24 protein-coding genes and 1 tRNA gene are annotated in these 18,795 nt (G+C 39.1%); 11 read left to right on the top strand and 14 right to left on the bottom strand.

What is annotated here, in order from left to right:
- Positions 1-18: 18 nt before the first annotated feature.
- The 7 genes from R3F25_13135 to aroQ are packed head-to-tail and all read right to left on the bottom strand — an operon-like array spanning position 19 to position 4,286.
- Positions 19-261 carry a helix-turn-helix domain-containing protein gene (locus R3F25_13135; GenBank protein ID MEZ5497742.1) on the bottom strand — a complete coding sequence of 81 codons (243 nt, stop codon included), beginning with the start codon at positions 259-261 and terminating at the stop codon, positions 19-21.
- Positions 261-548 (bottom strand): DUF3426 domain-containing protein, encoded by a 288-nt coding sequence (locus R3F25_13130; protein ID MEZ5497741.1) that lies wholly within the window; start codon positions 546-548, stop codon positions 261-263. The genes R3F25_13135 and R3F25_13130 overlap by 1 nt, the downstream gene beginning before the upstream one ends.
- Positions 515-1,087, bottom strand: coding sequence for a zinc-ribbon domain-containing protein (locus tag R3F25_13125; GenBank protein MEZ5497740.1), 573 nt, complete (start codon positions 1,085-1,087; stop codon positions 515-517). The genes R3F25_13130 and R3F25_13125 overlap by 34 nt, the downstream gene beginning before the upstream one ends.
- A 31-nt stretch (positions 1,088-1,118) precedes the next feature.
- Positions 1,119-1,994 (bottom strand): 50S ribosomal protein L11 methyltransferase, encoded by an 876-nt coding sequence (gene prmA / locus R3F25_13120; protein MEZ5497739.1) that lies wholly within the window; start codon positions 1,992-1,994, stop codon positions 1,119-1,121.
- A 1-nt stretch (position 1,995) separates the two neighbouring features.
- The gene (gene accC / locus R3F25_13115) at positions 1,996-3,342 is read right to left on the bottom strand and encodes an acetyl-CoA carboxylase biotin carboxylase subunit (GenBank protein ID MEZ5497738.1); all 1,347 of its coding nucleotides are present in this window, start codon (positions 3,340-3,342) and stop codon (positions 1,996-1,998) included.
- Between the two features lie 9 nt (positions 3,343-3,351).
- Positions 3,352-3,819, bottom strand: coding sequence for an acetyl-CoA carboxylase biotin carboxyl carrier protein (gene accB, locus R3F25_13110; protein ID MEZ5497737.1), 468 nt, complete (start codon positions 3,817-3,819; stop codon positions 3,352-3,354).
- Positions 3,820-3,836: 17 nt separating this feature from the next.
- Positions 3,837-4,286 carry a type II 3-dehydroquinate dehydratase gene (aroQ, locus tag R3F25_13105; GenBank protein ID MEZ5497736.1) on the bottom strand — a complete coding sequence of 150 codons (450 nt, stop codon included), beginning with the start codon at positions 4,284-4,286 and terminating at the stop codon, positions 3,837-3,839.
- A 208-nt stretch (positions 4,287-4,494) separates the two neighbouring features.
- Between aroQ and R3F25_13100 the strand changes: the two genes are divergently transcribed.
- The 10 genes from R3F25_13100 (at position 4,495) to R3F25_13055 (ending at position 10,518) form a co-directional block, all read left to right on the top strand.
- The gene (locus tag R3F25_13100; protein MEZ5497735.1) at positions 4,495-5,412 is read left to right on the top strand and encodes a hypothetical protein; all 918 of its coding nucleotides are present in this window, start codon (positions 4,495-4,497) and stop codon (positions 5,410-5,412) included.
- 12 nt (positions 5,413-5,424) lie between these two features.
- A tRNA-Arg gene (locus R3F25_13095) sits at positions 5,425-5,501 on the top strand.
- A gap of 189 nt (positions 5,502-5,690) precedes the next feature.
- The gene (locus tag R3F25_13090) at positions 5,691-6,947 is read left to right on the top strand and encodes an integrase arm-type DNA-binding domain-containing protein (protein ID MEZ5497734.1); all 1,257 of its coding nucleotides are present in this window, start codon (positions 5,691-5,693) and stop codon (positions 6,945-6,947) included.
- Between the two features lie 96 nt (positions 6,948-7,043).
- Positions 7,044-8,048, top strand: coding sequence for a hypothetical protein (locus R3F25_13085; protein ID MEZ5497733.1), 1,005 nt, complete (start codon positions 7,044-7,046; stop codon positions 8,046-8,048).
- 167 nt (positions 8,049-8,215) lie between these two features.
- Positions 8,216-8,404, top strand: a complete 189-nt coding sequence (locus R3F25_13080) for an AlpA family phage regulatory protein (protein MEZ5497732.1) — start codon at positions 8,216-8,218, stop codon at positions 8,402-8,404.
- Positions 8,404-8,784: a hypothetical protein gene (locus tag R3F25_13075; protein MEZ5497731.1), complete on the top strand. Its 381-nt coding sequence runs from the start codon at positions 8,404-8,406 to the stop codon at positions 8,782-8,784. The genes R3F25_13080 and R3F25_13075 overlap by 1 nt, the downstream gene beginning before the upstream one ends.
- Complete coding sequence (locus R3F25_13070) at positions 8,777-9,274, top strand: hypothetical protein (protein MEZ5497730.1); 498 nt, start codon at positions 8,777-8,779, stop codon at positions 9,272-9,274. The genes R3F25_13075 and R3F25_13070 overlap by 8 nt, the downstream gene beginning before the upstream one ends.
- Before the next feature lie 257 nt (positions 9,275-9,531).
- Positions 9,532-9,684: a hypothetical protein gene (locus tag R3F25_13065; protein ID MEZ5497729.1), complete on the top strand. Its 153-nt coding sequence runs from the start codon at positions 9,532-9,534 to the stop codon at positions 9,682-9,684.
- A gap of 122 nt (positions 9,685-9,806) precedes the next feature.
- A complete protein-coding gene (locus R3F25_13060; protein ID MEZ5497728.1) occupies positions 9,807-10,109 on the top strand; it encodes a hypothetical protein in 303 nt (100 codons plus the stop codon).
- 49 nt (positions 10,110-10,158) lie between these two features.
- Positions 10,159-10,518: a hypothetical protein gene (locus R3F25_13055; protein MEZ5497727.1), complete on the top strand. Its 360-nt coding sequence runs from the start codon at positions 10,159-10,161 to the stop codon at positions 10,516-10,518.
- A 75-nt stretch (positions 10,519-10,593) separates the two neighbouring features.
- On the opposite strand, the gene R3F25_13050 is transcribed toward R3F25_13055, so the two are convergent.
- From R3F25_13050 to R3F25_13020, 7 genes are all read right to left on the bottom strand, one after another.
- Positions 10,594-10,902 carry a type II toxin-antitoxin system MqsA family antitoxin gene (locus tag R3F25_13050; GenBank protein MEZ5497726.1) on the bottom strand — a complete coding sequence of 103 codons (309 nt, stop codon included), beginning with the start codon at positions 10,900-10,902 and terminating at the stop codon, positions 10,594-10,596.
- Between the two features lies 1 nt (position 10,903).
- The gene (locus tag R3F25_13045) at positions 10,904-11,206 is read right to left on the bottom strand and encodes a type II toxin-antitoxin system RelE/ParE family toxin (GenBank protein ID MEZ5497725.1); all 303 of its coding nucleotides are present in this window, start codon (positions 11,204-11,206) and stop codon (positions 10,904-10,906) included.
- 89 nt (positions 11,207-11,295) lie between these two features.
- Positions 11,296-11,793, bottom strand: coding sequence for a DNA repair protein RadC (gene radC, locus R3F25_13040; GenBank protein MEZ5497724.1), 498 nt, complete (start codon positions 11,791-11,793; stop codon positions 11,296-11,298).
- A 174-nt stretch (positions 11,794-11,967) separates the two neighbouring features.
- Positions 11,968-12,387, bottom strand: a complete 420-nt coding sequence (locus R3F25_13035; GenBank protein ID MEZ5497723.1) for an HD domain-containing protein — start codon at positions 12,385-12,387, stop codon at positions 11,968-11,970.
- A gap of 66 nt (positions 12,388-12,453) precedes the next feature.
- Positions 12,454-13,338 carry a hypothetical protein gene (locus tag R3F25_13030; protein MEZ5497722.1) on the bottom strand — a complete coding sequence of 295 codons (885 nt, stop codon included), beginning with the start codon at positions 13,336-13,338 and terminating at the stop codon, positions 12,454-12,456.
- Positions 13,339-13,419: 81 nt separating this feature from the next.
- A complete protein-coding gene (locus R3F25_13025) occupies positions 13,420-13,821 on the bottom strand; it encodes an OsmC family protein (protein MEZ5497721.1) in 402 nt (133 codons plus the stop codon).
- A complete protein-coding gene (locus tag R3F25_13020; protein ID MEZ5497720.1) occupies positions 13,818-16,214 on the bottom strand; it encodes an ATP-binding protein in 2,397 nt (798 codons plus the stop codon). Before R3F25_13020 ends, R3F25_13025 begins: the two co-directional genes overlap by 4 nt.
- Positions 16,215-16,291: 77 nt before the next feature.
- Here R3F25_13020 and R3F25_13015 point away from each other — a divergent pair.
- Positions 16,292-18,795: bifunctional aspartate kinase/diaminopimelate decarboxylase (locus R3F25_13015; GenBank protein ID MEZ5497719.1), on the top strand; the 2,504-nt coding region annotated here is incomplete at its 3' end.

The raw sequence follows: 18,795 nt of genomic DNA, 5'->3' as shown, positions 1-18,795 counted from the left end.
AATGAGGAAAAAGTATATTTACAATTTGTGCTTTCTAATCTTGTTTCTCAGCGTGGTTCGGGTGATACCAAGGATTTCTGAGCATTTGGTGTGGTTATTTTTGGTGAATTCCATCACTTCCAGAATAATGCCTTTTTCCGCTTCATTGATGAAAATATCGTATAATTTTCTTGCCTGATGTCCGTCCAACTGCTTGAGGTAACGCCTTAGCATTTTGCGGGTGAAATCTTGCAAATTATACTTGTCGGTGACGCTGGTCATTATTCTGCACCATAGGTTGGAGTAAATCCGACTTCGAAAGTTACTGCATTTTTGCCGGGACTTTGTAACTCCAAACTCACAGGTATCAAAACCTGAGAAATCATTCCTTTGGAAATAGTAGCTTCGTCCAGATATTCGTGTGGAAGAAATCTTCGCATCGCCACAACATCTCCGTGTAAGTTAGACATTTTGACTTGCAGTGCCGGGAAATCCAAAGTTTCATTAGAATTATTCATAATTCCCGTGGTTATAACTAACGCATTGTCACGCCCGCCATGTCGACGGATGCTTCTGGAGACCAGAACAAAATTGGATAAATCTTCGGTTTGGATTCGCTGTAGCAGTTAACGTATTCGCAAACCTTTTGTTTAAGAGTGCCTTCAGGCAGTTGCAAGCTGCCGTTTTCCAACGCGGCGTTGGTTTGCCAAGCTAATCCACCAAGACCCAGTAAGGTTAAAAGCACCAAGAACCACGATGATTTCTTTTCAGGTTTGTCATCAACTACAAACTCAGGTTTAATATTGAGGGTTTCAGACTCATCAGAATCCTGCTCAAAGAGATCCTGTGTTGCGGAAATTTTATCGTTTGAAGGAGTGATTTTCTCTTTAACGATGCTTTTTTTGAACTCATGTGTGAGTAACGGTGGCGGATTATCATTTTCATGTAAAATCAAATCCTGTGAATGTTGCGGTTTATATTCGGACAAAGTGTCTAAAGCATTAAAAACCGTGCCACACGAGCTGCAACGAACCATTGCCGCCGCTGCCACCAGCTCGTCAACACTCACTTTAAAAATTTCTCCGCAACCCCTGCATTGAGTAAACATCTGATAAATCCGAAATAATTAACAATAACCCTTATTTTCTTCGGGCATAAACTGAAGCCCAATCATCTTTAAAATTCACTTGAAAGTCAACAAATGAGGGACTAAATTTTTCAACTATTTCATCAGCTTGTTCTGCCAGAATGCCCGACATAATTAAGTGTCCGCCGCTGGCAAGCATGGTATAAAATGTATCAACAAGAGTCATCAATGGTTTTGCCAGAATATTGGCTAAAATTACATCCTGATTTTTTACATCTTCAAAATTACCCGGTTGAATGATTTCAATTCCATCTTTGACGTGATTTTTTTTAGCGTTATCAAGTGTCGCAGTGATTGCCTGAGGATCAATATCTGTACAAAGAGCTCTTTTCGCTCCGTGTTTGAGAGCTGCAATTGCAAGGATTCCTGAGCCGCAACCAAAATCAATCACGTTCAAATTCTCAAGATTGTTATTATCAATCCAGTCCAAACACAATGCGGTTGTGGCATGAGTCCCTGTACCAAAAGCTAAACCGGGATCGAGAAAAATATTGACGGCTTTTTCATCTTCGGCTTTAAACTCGCTGGGAATAATCCAGGTGTTTTCTCCGAATTTCATGGGTTTGAAATGTTCCAGCCATGTTCTTTCCCATTGTTGATTTTGCAGCCGCTTGATTTTTGCATTGCGAGAATATTGCTTTTCGACAGCTTCACAGATTTGATTTTCATCATAATCAGTAGTGAACATACCGGTCATTTCAATGTCTTGCCACAATGGCATTTCACCCGGAGCCGGTTCAAGAATGGCGACATCTTCAGCGTCTTCAAAAGTTACCGAGCAAGAACCTAATGAGAATAAAAATTCCTCAATTTCGTCAACTTCGTTGTTCTGACAAGGAATTTTTATCTCAAAATAGTCATAATCCACTTTATTTATCCTTCTCCAGTAATTTTTCCAGATAGTGGATATTCTTGCCACCCTCTACAAACCCTCGATCGTACATGATTGTTTGTTGCAAAGGAATGTTGGTTTTAATTCCGGAAACTACCGTTTCTGCTAATGCCAACCTCATACGTTTAATGGTTGTGTTACGGTCTTCGCCACGAACAATAATCTTGCCAATCATTGAGTCGTAATTCGGAGGAACTTTATATCCGTCATAAACGTGTGAATCCACTCTCACACCGGGACCGCCCGGTGCATGAAACACATCAATTGTACCGGGACTTGGCATAAAAGTTTTGGGGTCTTCAGCGTTGATCCGGCATTCAATCGCATGTCCTGTGAGGACAATATCACTTTGTTTGATGGCTAGTTTTTCACCGGCTGCAATCAGTAACTGTTGTTTGATTAAATCAACACCAGTGATTGCTTCAGTGACCGGATGTTCCACCTGAATCCGAGTATTCATCTCGATAAAGTAAAATTCACCTTCATCGTACAAAAACTCAAAAGTACCTGCGCCTTCATATCGGATACGTTTACAAGCTTCAACACAAACAGATCCAATTTTTTGGCGTTCTTCCTCAGTGATTCCGGGAGCCGGAGCTTCCTCAACCACTTTTTGATGACGACGTTGCATGGAACAATCCCTTTCGCCCAAATGAATCGCATTTCCATGTTTATCAGAAAGCACTTGAATCTCAATGTGCCTTGGATTCTGCAAGTATTTTTCCATATAAACCGTACCGTCCCCGAAAGCAGCAGCAGCTTCAGTTTGGGTCATTTTGATGGCGTTATTCAATGCTGCCTCGGTGTGAACCACTCGCATACCACGACCACCACCGCCGGCTGCTGCTTTAATAATTATCGGGTAGCCAATTTTTTTGGCAATTTTCAGATTTCTTTCAACATCATCAGTTAATGGTCCGTCAGAGCCGGGAACACAAGGAACACCGGCTGAACGCATGGCTTCGATAGCAGCAACCTTGTCTCCCATCAAACGGATGGTTTCTGCTCGAGGACCAATGAAAGTGAACCCTGATTTCTCAACTCTTTCAGCAAAATCCGCATTTTCAGCAAGAAATCCATAACCCGGATGAATTGCTTCAGCATCTGTAACTTCGGCTGCGGCAATGATTTTTGGCATGTCCAAATAGCTGTTAAGCGATGGCGGAGGACCGATACAAACAGATTCATCTGCCATACCGACGTGCTTTTGGTTTCTGTCAGCGGTGGAATGAACGGCAACAGTTTTGATTCCCATTGTATGGCAGGCACGCAGTATCCGGAGTGCGATTTCGCCACGATTGGCGATGACTACTTTTGAAAACATGGCAACAACCTAACTAATTACAAACAATGGTTCATCAAACTCAATGGGTTGACCATTTTCCACCAGAATCTTAGTCACTGTGCCACTAAACTCTGACTCGATTTGATTAAACATTTTCATTGCTTCGACAATGCAAAGAGTGTCGCCCACTTTAACTTTTTGTCCAACTTTGACAAAAGGATCGGCTTCAGGAGATGAAGATGCATAATATGTGCCAACCATCGGACTACGTTGGATGTGCCCACTTTCTTCTCGAACCGATGATTCGTTACTGTTTTCGGTATTTTCAAGAGGAGCTGATTCTGCTGCTTTTGCAGTGGCAACAGGCTGAGCAACAACGGACACGGGTTGCGCAGTGGCAACGCTTTGTGAATGTCTTGAAAGCCTGACTGACTCTTTTCCTTCATGAATTTCCATTTCTGCTAAAGACGAACTTTCCAACAGCTCGATAAGTTTTTTGATTTTTCTGATATCCATGCGGTGTCCCCGATTGATTATTTGTTATTTGATTCGATAATGTATTCTAACGCCAGCCTGTATCCGCTAGCTCCAAGCCCTGTAATAGTGCCTTTGGCAATATCTGAAAACCAGCTTTTATGTCTGAATTCTTCGCGTGCAAAAATATTTGACAGATGCACCTCAATAAAAGGTATTTGCGTGGCTAACAAAGCATCCCTGATTGCTACGCTGGTGTGTGTAAACGCTGCCGGATTAAAGATCATCCAGTGATTTTTTTCACCTAACAAAGATTGTATTTTTTCAATTATCTCATATTCCCTATTAGATTGAAAAAACTCTAATTCAATATCACTTATTGAATGTTTTGCTGTAAACTCCGTCAAATCGGTCTTTATATCCTCTAAAGTTTGTGAACCATAAATTTCCGGTTCTCTTTTTCCCAAAAGATTCAAATTTGGACCGTTTATAACAGAAACTTTCAACATAAATTCAGAGTATGTGACGCTAAAATGCCTTTAAAAGAACTGATTTTGCATAAAAACTACCTTAATGTCTAGAAAAACACTGTTTTTAACATTGATACGACATTTGGCTCAAACGTTCGTTTTAGTTGTTGTTTCGCAATGATGCTATTAACAAAAGTGAATTATTTTTGCTATACTGCCATGAAATAACTCAATGTGGAAAATAACCATGAAAACACTGATTCTGTTTATATTTGTTCTGATTATGCCTGTTTCTGTCTTTGCTGAGCAAGAAACGGCAAAAGAAACACAGGAGAACTCTCCACCGGGTACGGAAATTGTATTAGCTAACTTAAAAGTTTCCAAAGGAAAAGTTCAACTCAGTAATCCGCAAAATGTGACTTCGAGAACGGGTTATGATTCCCAACCTGTTTTTATGGAAAAGGATAAATACATCTATTTTACACGCTTCATTAATAAACAGTCGGATATTTACCGCTTGAATCTAAAAACCAGAGAAGCCACTCCATACATGCGAACTCCACAGAGTGAATATTCAGCAACTGAAATAGCTGATCGCGACGGAATTAGTGTGGTTCGTGTCGAATTAGATAAAAAATCGGATGGTAGCGATGCACAACACGTTTACTGGTTACACAAAAAAGGCAAGCAAGACAAAGCAGCATTAATGAGCGATATGGACAATATCGGCTATCATAACTGGACCGGTAAAAATCAACTGTGGATGTTTATTATCAATGGTGAGCAAGGCGATTTGTATTATCAAACCACCGGTAAAAAGCCAAAACTCATGGCATCCAATATTGGCAGAACCCTCAAACCGGATGAAAAATACAAAAATATGTACTTTGTCGATAAATCCATGGATAACTGGTGGATTAGCAAGTTTGACACCAAGAAATTCAAAAAAAGCAAAATTATAAAACTTCCGCAAGGTGTGGAAGATTTTGAAATGGACAAAAAAGGTAACTTCTGGTGCGGAAAAGACAACACGCTTTATTTCAGTGAAAACGGTAATAACTGGATGATTGCCCATGAATTCAGTATTCCGGGATTATCAGGAATCAGCCGAATCGCAGTCAGTAAAGATATGGAAAATATCGCTATCGTTTTCAACGAAAATTAAAAACCAAGCAAAGCGCTTGTAGCTCAGCAGGATAGAGCAGCCGCCTCCTAAGCGGCAGGTCGGACGTTCAAATCGTCTCAAGCGCGCCAACCCCATTTCCAGAGTAATCCAGTACCGTCCAAAATACCTCTTAAAATTCAGTAACTTATTCTAATTATTTGTCCAGAAAAGTCCAGAATAATCCATTGAAATCCACAAAAAAAAGGGGTACAATTAGGGGTATAAGCGTTTTTAACGAATATTTGTACCCCTTTTTAGTTCCGATTTATACCCCTTTTATGGCAAAAACTCAGTACAACAAAAAGCTATTAACCAAGTCTGGAATCGAAAGTTTCAAGCCTAAAAGCAAGCAATACAAAAAAAGTGACAGCGACGGGCTTTATCTGTTAATTCATCCCAACGGCTCAAAATATTGGAGAATGAAATACATACTTTTTGGCAAGGAAAAAACCTACTCCATAGGTAAGTACCCTGATATTTCATTATCCCATGCCAGAGAAGCCAGAAATGAGGCTAAAAGGCTAATTAACAAAGGTATTGACCCCACTCAAGATAGAATCAGACAGAAACAAGAAGTCGAGAAACAGGCGACAGGCACATTTAAGAAAATTGCCCTGCAATGGCATCAACATAAAACCAAATACGATTGGAAAGCAAATAATTCTCGTGAAATCCTGAGTGCTATGGAAAGAGAACTATTTCCACATATTGGCTCAATGCCGGTCAAAGACATAACCACACGAACTCTCAAAAGAGTTTTAAAGCGAGTAGAGAACAGAGGCTCACTCGAATTACTCAGAAAATTAAAACAATGGTGTGTCAATATTTTCAATCTTGCCATTGAAGATGAACATATTCAACACAATCCGGCAACGGTGATAACCATTCCCAAGAGGACAAAGAAAAACTTCAACTGCATTGAACTGGAAGAATTTCCAAAGTTGATAAGAGACATTCGCAATTATGACGGTGACTTGGTAATCAAGTACGCAATGCAACTCACATTGCTAACAGCACTTCGGACAGAAGAACTCCGCAAAGCTGAATGGAAAGAAATCGACTTTGAAAATAAAGTCTGGACTATTCCGGCACAACGACTCAAATGGTGGCGAAAGTACAAAGATGTGGACAAGGTTCACATAGTGCCATTATCAAAACAGGCTATTGAATTATTCCGCAAACTGCAAGAAATCAACGGTCATAGAAAATATGTCTTTGCTTCCTTGGTTAAGCCAACTCAAGCGGTAGCCAATAACAGTATGCTTTTCACCTTGTATCGCCTCGGGTACGCTCAGCGAATGACAATCCACTCTTTCAGGCGACTGTTTTCAACTTCTGCCAATGATGCCGGAAAAAACAGAGACCACATAGAAGCAGCACTTTGTCACCGATTGGAAACGTCCGTGCATTCTGCTTACAACAAATCAACTTATGTGGAACAAAGAAAAGGACTGATGCAATGGTGGGCGGATCACATCGACAGACAAGTGACAAAATCGGATGTAATACCGATTGATAAGGTTAAAAAGAATTGATGAACAAACCAAGTCCTAGAGTAGCTCTCGAAAAGCGGACTCTTTCACCGCCCGGGCTTGGTTTTTAATTGAAAGGTATCACGGGAAAGGGTGATTATGAGTAAAAGAGCAATAGATAAAATCCCAAAATTAAATGGCGACTGTAAATTCATAAGAATGCCTGATGAGTTTGATTATGAGAAATACAGGGAATTAAGTTATGAAACCGACCTCGATAAATGGGCTTATGAATTTCAATGCAGACAGAAAAACGGTGCAGACAAATCAGATGTTTCTCAATTCATTTCTGTTAAGGATTTTCATGTACATTTAAGATTTTCTGAAACAAAAATTGACAATACATACTCAGGTAAAAGCCATTGGGTAAATGGAGTTTATACTCATAATGATTTTTCAATGAACGCCCCTAATAGTTATTTAATAGGCAAAACTCTAAGAAGTATTGAAGATTCGGGTGCTATTTCCACTAATGATGAAAATTACGAGAACAATAAAGAAAAATATCCTATAACCACAACAAGAATCCACCCGGTTGACGGAGGAAAATTACACTTTATAAGCGAAAAAGACTTTTGTAAGTTTGTAGAATTACAATCTAAATATAAATTCAATAGAGCATTTATGGTAAACCTTGAAATGCCGACTGAAATATTAGTAAATCAGATAAGAGAGTTTATTAATTCAGAAAAAACTAAAATCAAAGCAGATGAAACAGTTATTGCAGACAAGATCAAAAAACTTAAGATTAAGAACAAAAACAACACTATCACTACTCAAGAAACACGCCAACTTAATAACTTGACAAGCAAAAGATATAAAGCAGTCAATGGACGAAAGTTTAGGGAGTTAGATGTTCCCCGTATGAGAAATACGGATGATAAAACCCCATATCTGTATTGGGCGATAGGACTTGCATGTTATGACTTAATAAATGACTTCCAATTCACTCAAGCAGATGTGTATCGCAAGTATCTTTGTTATTTACAATTTGGAGAACAAGATTTTTATGCAACACCTGATCACAATATTTTAAATACAACTCTTTATACAGTACAAAAGATGATTAATAACGGCTGGAAAAAACTAACTGGAAAGCCTTGAATTTATTATATTCTATGGGTTAACACACACACTTAACCCAAGTATTAAATGTTTACTATCAACAACATATACTTTTAAAACCTAAAATCAATTTCTAAACTATCCCCACAAGTCCAAGAAATAACTATTTCGTTTCTTGGTTTTATTAACTAACTTGTGAGGTAAATATGATCGAAAAACTATTAAGACTCCCAGATGTTATAGACATGACGGGCAAGTCAAAGTCTGCAATCTATGACGACATGAAGAACGGCTCTTTCCCCAAACCTATACGCTTGGGTGCCCGGGCAGTTGCTTGGAAACTGAGCTCTATCCAAAGGTTCATTGAAAGCCTTTCCACTGAGGAGGCAGCATAATGAAGTTATCACCGCAAAAAACCAGAATGCTACAGGCATTATTAGACAAGCCTCACACATCCAGAGAACTGATGATTGCAACAGGCTGCAATAATCCTGCCGACCATGTTCAGCACTTCCGAAAAAATTACGGATTTCATATTCAATGCAAAATGATTCCGTTTGTTAATCGAGATGAAAAGACTATTTCCATAGGGGAATATTCAATCTTGGAGTGTGAAAGAGAAAAGGCTCAAAGGTTACTGGAAGCGGCGGCAACCACTTCCAGTGATGTAATTAGCAACTTACCAAAGACAACTAATGACGAAGCTAAGTATAACATAATAACCTCCTCTGAAAGCAATAAAAAGGAATTAGCGGAGGAACTGTTACATGAGTAATATTATTGAACTAAATCCTGTTGCTGAACTTAGAGCCAGTCAAAAGGCTCAGGAAAACAAAGTCAAGGACATAATGAACAGCTACTTCGTAAGAATCCCGGAGGGAGACTACGAGGCTACACTTACCCATTATTACACCTGCAATATTCACGGTGATGACAAAGTTGTGTTCTTGTTTACTATTATTGATTTTGGCGATTATCACAATGTGATTATTCCAAGATTTTACCCGGTTAAACGAGTTATCGGCAAAAAGGGAATGAACGGTCGGTTTATTCCCAAATGTTCACCAACATCTGCATTTATCAAGGATTATTATTCAATGTACCCAACAGCTCCAAAGTTAAGACCGGATAGAGTTCCAATGACTAAGTTAATGGATAAACCATATCTTATAACAGTAGGAGATGTCAGACACGGAAGCGATAAGAAAAAAGTACACCCTGAACAGGTCATATACTCAACTGTTAGAGAGGTAAAATTGAATTAAAAAGATTTTTTTTTAATTAGTTTTTGTTTTAATTTTAGTTACAACAAGAACAACAACAAGAGCAACTTAAAAACAGCAATCTGATAGCTTTTAAACTATTGCAAAAAAAGGGTTTGAGAGGGATTGAGAAGAACAAGTTTTATGGCAAAGGATTTTTAACAAATAACCATTGGGATAATGTTTTGGTTATATTACAAAGAAACTAAGAAACGGGGCAATCTTCACCGGTTGCCCTCCCAAAAAAGAGACAAAGAATTATGAACAAACAAGAAAAAAAAGCGACATTCAAAACAGAATGCTGGAACTGCACTGGATCAGGAAATCCCAAAGCCCCGAAAGGACTTGTAATTAACATCCGCAACTGTAAAAAAACAGAGTGCGAATCATGGCAACACAGGAACTACAAATGAGGATTAACAGACACATAGGCACGGGGGTAGGTTTGAAACTTGAGGCACACAATCACCGATACGCGCCCTGAGGGAGATTTTCACTCCCCCATTATAAAATTTTGAAATAAGAGAATAAAACAATGACAGACAAGCCAAAAAACTCAATTACAAGTATTTCACACAATGGCAAAAATAAAGCCGTTGGCAACCCTCCTGATTACTTTACTGACGATTTAAAGGAAATATGGCAGGAAATAAAAAACAATGCAATAAATGGAGTATTTTTCAAAAGCGACCGATTGATATTAGAGTCAATATGCCATCTAGTAGATTTGATGAGAACACCCGGAGAGGAAATGACAGCCGAACATCATGAGGTTTTGATTAATTGCCTAGATAAATGTGGAATGACTCCTGAATCAAGGCAAAGATTAGGATTATAAATTTAAAGAGGTAAACATCATGCCAAAACCCAGAAAACCAACCGCCATAATGAATTTGAACGGAGCTTATAAAAAGAATCCGAGCAGGAGGCGAGAGAACGAACCAAAGATTGATAAGCTGGTAGGCAATCCTCCTGCCTACTTTGACAAAGAACAATCTGCAATGTGGCATGAGATAAAATCATGCCTTGTAGAGGGCGTAGCGTTGCTCAGTGACAAGTTTTCTCTGGAAATCCTTTGCAATACCCTTGTAGAGTACCGGAGAAATCCCTTTGAGTTTACAGCGGCGGATAAAGCCCAACTCAGAGCCATGTTAAACAGCTTTGGCATGAGTCCGGGTAGTAGAGCCGGTATAGAGATACCTAGGTCCAATGATGATAACCCTTTTACAAAATTCATGAATATGTAGAGCCTCAAGTGGAAAATCGGCTTGAGGGTTAATCTTATTCTGTTTTTCCGGATGGGGCTTTAAAGTATTGGTAAATCACAACTCAGCAGCTAATTCAGGGTGATTATTGAGTAACTTGGCTAAAGATAAAACAACACCACTTGCCTCGATCCGTCCTTGTTCCCAATCTCGAAGTGTGCCAATAGGTGTTTTAATCAATTCAGCAAATTCAAGTTGATTCATGGATAATTTATTGCGAACATTCTTTAGCAGAATATTAGTGGGAGTATGAGCCACAAAATTACCGGTATTGAGTTCTGCCAGTGATTCTTTTAACCCGGGCAATTCATGACCGGCATCAACTTCGGCAGCTTCAACCATTTTATCAATTTCTTTTTTGTTCATATCAAGCCTCATCAATTAGTTTCTTCTTCTCATTGGGTGAAATATCAGACTTATCCTTTTTACGATAAGCAAGAAGCAACACAACTTCACTTTCCGTCATATTCAGGTAAATTATGCGATTACCACCTCGTTTGCCAGTACCCTTGCCAGACCAGCGAAGTTTACGCAATCCATTACCACCGGGTATCACATCACCGGCATTGTAGTTAATCGAAACATACTCAATCAAATTATCAATCTCGATTTCCGACATGATTTCACGAGAAGTTTTGATAAATGTACTCGTTTCAATGACTGTTTTCATGTTTATTCCCTATTATACGGATAATCCGTAGTTATTCAAGTTTTCAATAAATTATTATAGTTGAGAAAATTTTACTTTCTGCTTGATCGTCAATTATCCATCATTCCATGCTCAGCCATAGAAAAGGTTTTTGAATGACCTACAATAACATGATCAAGCACTCTGACATCTATCAATTCCATTGTTTGAATTAAACGGGAAGTTATTATTTTATCTGATGTGCTTGGTTCAATATTTCCTGATGGGTGATTGTGAGCAAAGATAACGGCACCGGCATTTAACTCTAACGCCTTTTGAGCAATTATCCGTGGATAGACATTGGTTTTGTTGATAGTTCCATGAAAGAGTTCTTCAAATTTAATAAGCCGGTTCTTGTTATTTAAAAACAAACAGGCGAATGTTTCATTTTTTCTCAGCCTAAACCTTGTAAGTAAATATTTCTTTGTTATTTGAACATCTGTAAATGTCGTTTTTGATTCATATTTGATTTTGTTTTCCATTACACTCATCATCGTGTCCATGATGAAGTCAAAATTAGAAGGATTGGTTAATTGTTTTGTCAGGTTTTTTGTAGCTGCAATATTCATTGTTTTTTCCTCTTATTTTTGATTAAAAAATTGTCTGTTTATCTGAAAATTTAAGAGAAAAAGGGGTATAAATGTGGGGTATAAATTTATGATACTTTTTTTATTTTATTTAATATCAATAAGTTAAATGTATCATGTGTCGCATCTCAAGCGCGCCATCTTTTAGTATTTATATTAACTATTAAGAACCATCCACGCTTGGTGATATTTTTTCACTCTTTGCAGGTCGTCGGGATTCAGTGATTTAAGTCTGAGGATGTTAATATTATCTTCCAGGTCGGCGATTTTGACTTTCTTTGCTAAAGGATTAAATTTGACTCGTTCGATAAATTCCTGATAGGATTCGCCGTCAATTTTGGTTAAGGATTTAACCGCATTGACGACATGTTCAGGTATTCCCTGAGATAATAATGTTTCATCGGAAAAATCGGAGTCTTCAATCACATCATGCAAAAGGGCAACCGCTTTTTCGTCATCTGATTTCATCTTGCTCATTAAACGTAACGGATGAAGAATATAGGCTTCGCCCGATTTGTCGGTTTGTCCGCGATGGGCTTGCAGGGCGATTTCCAGAGCTTTTTCTATCAGTTTCATGATACAGGATTAAATTGAAAATTTATCTCTCCATTCTATATCAACTGACTGATTTATTATATCGTTTTATTCAAAGCCATCGGCAAATATCAAATCGTTATCATCATATTCAAACGCTCCAAGGTCAAACAGTCCCAGACCATCCGATACGTTTGGATTATCAACACCACGGGGGCGGTTTTGAAAATCAGTACCCGGTTGATAGTTGCTGTCATCACAGAAACTGTTTTGAGCATAAACTCCACCACCATTATTTGTGGCAGTGTTATTTGCTAGTGTAACTGGCTGAGTGTTGTTGCCAATAGTTCCACCAGTGTTGATATTGCCCATCAAAACAAGTCCGGCAGCCAAATCCAAATAAACCCCGCCTCCATTCTGGCTTGCAGTATTATTGACTATGCCTCTGGGAAGTGTATCGGGATCTGAGCTTCCTGAATACATTACCACTTCACAACCATTGACAGCATAAATTCCACCACCTTCTTCAGCGGTATTCCCAATAATAACAGAGTTATGTATTTCAATGATTCCATTGGAGTCACCAATTTCAATTCCATGACCATTATTACCAAAAATAGTATCGGTTCCACCGGTAATTTCAAGGTTATACAGTCTGACATTGGGCTCACTAATTGAATCTATTGTTATGGTAGCCGCCCCCAGGGAAACGGATCCATCAATCTCTGTATTTGGACCTAAAGCATTGTCCAGACTGGCTTGAAGACACGATGTATAACCGCCTTTGATATCAATAGAGCCTGAAATTAAAATATTTTCAGTAAATGTCTGGTTGTTTAATACTCTTATCTCACTATCACCAAAATCAATGGCCGCCTGTATGGTTGTGTAATTATAGGTTCCAAATCCCGGAGATGAACCTACTGAAACCCATGCTTGTACCTGCGATGTAAAGATAATTAAAAATATTGATGTGATGGTTATTCTAAACATTTTTGCACCTATTAAGTTGTTGATACTTAATACATACAAAAAAGCGAATCGAATCACCTCATTTAATTTTAATTATTTTTCTCAGGGATAAACAAATCTCACATTTTGCACCAAATCCGAATGCAAACTTTGACTGACAGGGCAGGTGAGGGCGGCTTTTTCGAGAATTTTTCGGGTTTTATCATCAAAGTTTTGATTTAATGTCATTATGACTTCAACTTGGCTGATTCGTCTGGGGTTTTCACTCATGTGCTTTACCACATCGGCATGAGTGCCGCTAAGGTCGATGTTCATCGACTCGGCTTTAATTCCCATAATCGTCATCATACAACTGGCTAATGCGGTTGCGACCAAATCGGTTGGAGAGAAGGCTTCTCCCTTTCCGTGGTTATCAACCGGAGCATCAGTGATAACTACTGAATTTGATTGTAAGTGGACAGCGTGTGTCCGCAATTGTCCTTGGTAATTTACTTTAGATGTCATAAGTCGTCATATTTATTGTTGTTAGTATTTTTCCAGAAAAGATGTGATTTTTGCATGGCCTCATGAAGGATGGTGTCTTTCGCATATTCACCATTTATCAGTTCGCCTGCCGGTTTTTCACAGAGAATTTCAAGAGCCTGAGTAATATGTGTGACGGCATGGACTGCGAAGTTTCCATCTTTTACTGCTTGCTGAACATCATCACGCAACATTAAATCTCCGGCATTGGATTGTGGGATGATAACCCCTTGAGTTGTTGTTAAACCTTGTGACAAGCAAGTGTCATAAAAGCCTTCGATTTTTTCATTCACTCCTCCAATGGCTTGCAATCGCCCGTGTTGGTCAATCGCACCGGTCATGGCGTATTCCTGACTAATTGGAATACCGGTAATTGCCGAAATCAAACAACAAAACTCAGCCCCTGATGCTGAGTCCCCATCAATTCCGCCATAGCTTTGTTCGAACGCAATCGAAGCACTAAATGTCAGTGGATGTTTGGTTGGCAATAAATGTCTGAGCAAGCCAACCAAAATTTGAAAGCCTTTGGTATGAATCGAACCGGACATGGATGCCTGACCTTCGATATTCACCACACCGGCTCTTCCGGGAGCGACAGTTGCAGAAATTCGTGATGGAAAACCATAAACAATCGGCCCGGCATGAATCACCGCCAAACCGTTGATTTCGCCAACCAGTTTATCTTTAGTGAAAATATTGATAGTGCCGCTACTAATCATTTCCTGAAACTTTTTTGATGAAAGTCCGGCTCGTTTTTTGGTTCGGGCAATCGCTTGTTTGATATGTGTCCCGCTAATGATTTTCGCATTTGCATTTTCCGCCAGATAATGTCCTTCTCTGGCCAAATCAGCAACTCGCGAAAAATTTGTGGTGAGTTTGTCTTTTTGAGCACAGATTCGAGCACCATGTTCGACTAATGCGGCAATAGCCGACTTATCGAATGGCAACAAATTTTCTTCAGTCGCCAGTTTAGCAATGACGACGGCGTAATTATCATACCCTCGAAGATTGCGATTGATTACAGTATCAAAATCAACCAAAACCTTGAAGAGTTCAGGGAAATCAGGGTCGTAATTATCAAGCATGTAGTAAGTTTCAGAATCGCCGATCAAAATCACCCGAATGTTAACTTTAATTGGTTCGGGTTTTAAGGTTGGTTGTGAAAACGGCCATGCCATTTCAGCCGGAACAATCTCAAGCAATTGATTTTTTAGTGTGCGAATCAGTATTTTCCAGGCTCCGGGCTCGGATAATAAATCTCTGGCATCAAGAATTAAAAATCCGCCATCTGCGCGAAGCAAAGTTCCGGCAGTGATGCTCATGTGGTCGGATAGCTCGGGTCCTTTTTCACTCCATTTGGCTTCAATTGTTCCCAGTAATTTATTCAATGCAGGTACACGTTCTACAATAATTGGGCATCCGGTGTCTTTTTTATGGCAAACCAGAATATTGACGCTGTAGCGTAAGTGTGGATAAAACGAGTCCTTTTCCGAGTAAAAAAACTGTTCGATAACATCCTCACAAACGTCATGCAAATATTCTGCAACAGCTTGAGTATGGAATTTCTTGGATATTTCAGCAGTTTCTGCATGAAGAGCTTGTCTTATTTTTGATTCATACAAATCCTGAGTGTCTTCGCCACTTTGGTATTTAACCCGATTGATTTGTGAAATCAAAGATTTGAGCTCTTCGGAATATCTAGCCAGATTTTCCTGAGTTTTTTTGACTTGCTCCTCTGTGATTTTATTGTTTTGAATCAGCTCCTGCCATTCTGTCGGGTTGACCGGTTTATTTTCAAAAAGCGGAGATAAAACTGTTTGCACGCCGGTTTCTGATTTAAAGTTCACCATTGCTAGATTATTTTTTGAAAGTTCGGTTTCAAATGGAAGAGTAATTTCTTTTATTTTATCGCTGGCTTGATTCTCAATTTCAGACTTGCGGTTCTTCACATCTTCACTTTCCAAAATTTCATGCAATTCTTTACGGACGAAGTCAGCAAATTTCTTCATCCAGCGTTTGAAAAACCGAGCCTCACCGGCCGGTAATGTGATTAACTTGGGTCTGTCCGGTTGCTGAAAATTACTGACATAGCATTGATCAGATTTTACAAAATCAGGGAGTTTTGCTTTCTTTAATAAATTCTCAATCAACTCGATACGGGTTGTTCCCTGCAGTCCTTTAACATAGGCATTTTGCCCGAATGCCCGACTTTCAATAGCGTATTCCAGTGCTTCTAAAGCATCATCCTGTCCAATCATTGAGCTACCTATGTCGAGATCATTCGTTGTGTTGAAATTCAATTCTGAAAGGTCGCAGTTCCAGCGAACTTGTTTCCAGTTGAGTTTGGTTTGTTCAATTGAGGATAGTTTGGACATATTGATTAATTTTCTTGCATATATGACTTTCAGATTATACATTCAAAGATGTTATATTTCATCTTCAATCAAAGATTATGAGTATCGATAAACCGGTTGTAGTTTTAAAATTTGGTGGAACCAGCGTCTCAAACCTAAGTCGTTGGCAACAGATAATCAGTATCATTAAACAGCGAATATCCGAAGGATATAAAGTCGCAGTGGTGCATTCAGCTAAATCAGGAATCACTAATTTATTGGAAGAGTTTTCGACCAGTCGTAACAGCCAATTGATTGATGAAATCAAGGCATCGCTTGAACTGTTAGCAGATGAATTGAGTGTGAAAGTGGACTTGTCCGCATACTTTAAAAAGTTACAGGACTACTCTCATCAAAAGATTCTAACATCACACAATATTGCAGAGATTCTTTCCTTTGGAGAGTTAATGACTCATGAAATTGCTTGTGAGTATCTATCCAAACAGATTGAATTAGAAAGCATCAATCCCAAAAACATTTTTATCAGTAGTTCTGATGACAATCGCGCTTTGGCAACCAAAATCTTATCAGCGAAATGCAATGTCGGCTCCACAAAAATCATAAAAGATTGTGCCATTATGCCGGGTTTTATTGCTGCCGATGAGAACGGAAAAACAGTGGTTTTAGGTCGGGGAGGTTCTGATACTTCCGCCAGTTATCTCGCCGTTTCCTTAGGAGCAGAAAGAATTGAAATCTGGACCGATGTTCATGGAATTTTTAGTGCCAATCCGCATGTGGTTCCAACGGCTCGTTTGATTGAAAAAATTGGCTACGAAGAGGCTCGTGAAATTGCAGCCAGTGGCGGAAAGGTTTTACATCCTCGTTGCATTTTACCGGCAGAGCAGAATTCAATTCCAATTCATATTTGCAACACCATGGATGCCGGAGGAAGCGGAACTATATTAAAAAAAGGTTATGAATCCACAAGTCCTCGTGTCCGAGCCATCAATGTCAGGCACAAAATCACGCTTGTTTCCATGGATTCAATCAATATGTGGCATCAGGCAGGGTTCATGGGTCGAATTTTCTCGGTTTTTCGGGAATTGGGTATTTCCATAGATATTGTGGTGACGGCTCAAACCAACATCACGGTTTCATTAGATACTGCGGATAATGTGATTAATAGCGAAGTATTAGAGAACCTGAAAAATGAATTGTGTCGGTTTTGCCAAGTAACTATTTATAAAAATTGTTCGGCAGTCACTTTAGTTGGCTATCGCATGAGAGCTCTTTTGGGGCAGATTGCACCGATTATTTCAAATTTTGCTGAGCAAAGAATTTATCTGACATCTCAATCTTCCAATGATCTGAACACCAGTATTGTTGTTGATGAAGATCAGGCAGATAAACTGCTCATTGCACTTCATGATGGATTAATTACGGAAAATGCCAATCAATACGGTTTCGGCCCTACTTGGGAACAATTAGTCAGCAAGAAATTCGAGAATCCTCCACAATCAGTGATTTGGTGGAAAAAAGAAAAGGACAAGTTGCTTGAAATCGCAAAGGAGAGTTCTCCTTGCTACGTTTACAGTAAAGACATAATTGAGTATCAAATCGGCCTGTTAAAAACATTGACTTCTATTGATCGAATCTTTTTTGCGATGAAATCGAACTTCAATCCGGATGTTTTAAAAACCATCACCCAAAATGGTTTGGGAATTGAGACGGTTTCACCGGGCGAAATTGCACAGGTTAAAAATGTTTTGGGAGAATTTGACAAAGAAAAACTATTATTCACTCCTAATTTTGCGGCTATTGAAGAGTATCAGCAAGCATTAGAGCAAGGTTATTATGTGACCATTGATAATTATACTGTGATTCGAGATTATCCCGAAGTTTTCAAAAGCCAAAGCATAATTCTACGGCTTGATCCGGGTCATGGAAGCGGACATCATCGTTATGTCCGAACAGCCGGTCAACATTCAAAATTTGGAATTACCGAATCCGAATTGCAAAATGTCAAAGAGATATGTCGGGCTCATAATATTACCGTCAAAGGTTTGCATGCTCATGCGGGAAGTGGGATTCTGGAACATCAGAACTGGCATCGAATCATTAAATATTTAACCGATAAAACCAGTATTTTTACTGAAGTTCAAATCATCAACATTGGTGGAGGTATGGGAATTGCCGAAAACCCTTATGAACATGGTTTGGATTTAGAACAATTGAATTTAATCGTTACAGAATATAAAAATCAATTCCCTCATTTACAATTCTGGATGGAACCAGGGAGATTTTTGGTGGCTAATGCCGGAGTTTTACTGGCAAAAGTGACACAAACAAAACTCAAGGGAGACAAAGGTTACATTGGCTTGGAAACAGGAATGAATTCACTAATCCGGCCGGCTCTCTATGGTGCATGGCATAATATCGTCAACCTCAGCCGAATAGATGATGAATTGAATATCACAGCGACTGTTGTTGGTCCAATTTGTGAAACCGGAGATATTCTGGGCGTGGATAGAAAACTTCCTGATTCTCAGGCTGGAGATGTGTTTTTGATTGCAAATTGTGGCGCTTATGGTTATTCAATGGCATCTAGGTACAATTTACGTCA

The organism is Gammaproteobacteria bacterium, assembly GCA_041395445.1.
In the GTDB taxonomy this organism is placed as follows: Bacteria; Pseudomonadota; Gammaproteobacteria; order Xanthomonadales; family Marinicellaceae; genus NORP309.
The sequence above is the reverse complement of the archived record's forward strand: the minus strand, read 5'-3'. Positions and strand labels throughout refer to the sequence as shown.

Bases quoted from the DNA above. Each gene is read 5' to 3' on its own strand.
- R3F25_13135 (MEZ5497742.1), bottom strand. From the start codon at position 261: ATGACCAGCGTCACCGACAAGTATAATTTGCAAGATTTCACCCGCAAA.
- R3F25_13125 (MEZ5497740.1), bottom strand. From the start codon at position 1,087: ATGTTTACTCAATGCAGGGGTTGCGGAGAAATTTTTAAAGTGAGTGTT.
- accC (MEZ5497738.1), bottom strand. From the start codon at position 3,342: ATGTTTTCAAAAGTAGTCATCGCCAATCGTGGCGAAATCGCACTCCGG.
- accB (MEZ5497737.1), bottom strand. From the start codon at position 3,819: ATGGATATCAGAAAAATCAAAAAACTTATCGAGCTGTTGGAAAGTTCG.
- aroQ (MEZ5497736.1), bottom strand. From the start codon at position 4,286: ATGTTGAAAGTTTCTGTTATAAACGGTCCAAATTTGAATCTTTTGGGA.
- R3F25_13100 (MEZ5497735.1), top strand. From the start codon at position 4,495: ATGAAAACACTGATTCTGTTTATATTTGTTCTGATTATGCCTGTTTCT.
- R3F25_13090 (MEZ5497734.1), top strand. From the start codon at position 5,691: ATGGCAAAAACTCAGTACAACAAAAAGCTATTAACCAAGTCTGGAATC.
- R3F25_13085 (MEZ5497733.1), top strand. From the start codon at position 7,044: ATGAGTAAAAGAGCAATAGATAAAATCCCAAAATTAAATGGCGACTGT.
- R3F25_13080 (MEZ5497732.1), top strand. From the start codon at position 8,216: ATGATCGAAAAACTATTAAGACTCCCAGATGTTATAGACATGACGGGC.
- R3F25_13075 (MEZ5497731.1), top strand. From the start codon at position 8,404: ATGAAGTTATCACCGCAAAAAACCAGAATGCTACAGGCATTATTAGAC.
- R3F25_13070 (MEZ5497730.1), top strand. From the start codon at position 8,777: ATGAGTAATATTATTGAACTAAATCCTGTTGCTGAACTTAGAGCCAGT.
- R3F25_13065 (MEZ5497729.1), top strand. From the start codon at position 9,532: ATGAACAAACAAGAAAAAAAAGCGACATTCAAAACAGAATGCTGGAAC.
- R3F25_13060 (MEZ5497728.1), top strand. From the start codon at position 9,807: ATGACAGACAAGCCAAAAAACTCAATTACAAGTATTTCACACAATGGC.
- R3F25_13055 (MEZ5497727.1), top strand. From the start codon at position 10,159: ATGAATTTGAACGGAGCTTATAAAAAGAATCCGAGCAGGAGGCGAGAG.
- R3F25_13050 (MEZ5497726.1), bottom strand. From the start codon at position 10,902: ATGAACAAAAAAGAAATTGATAAAATGGTTGAAGCTGCCGAAGTTGAT.
- R3F25_13045 (MEZ5497725.1), bottom strand. From the start codon at position 11,206: ATGAAAACAGTCATTGAAACGAGTACATTTATCAAAACTTCTCGTGAA.
- radC (MEZ5497724.1), bottom strand. From the start codon at position 11,793: ATGAATATTGCAGCTACAAAAAACCTGACAAAACAATTAACCAATCCT.
- R3F25_13035 (MEZ5497723.1), bottom strand. From the start codon at position 12,387: ATGAAACTGATAGAAAAAGCTCTGGAAATCGCCCTGCAAGCCCATCGC.
- R3F25_13030 (MEZ5497722.1), bottom strand. From the start codon at position 13,338: ATGTTTAGAATAACCATCACATCAATATTTTTAATTATCTTTACATCG.
- R3F25_13025 (MEZ5497721.1), bottom strand. From the start codon at position 13,821: ATGACATCTAAAGTAAATTACCAAGGACAATTGCGGACACACGCTGTC.
- R3F25_13020 (MEZ5497720.1), bottom strand. From the start codon at position 16,214: ATGTCCAAACTATCCTCAATTGAACAAACCAAACTCAACTGGAAACAA.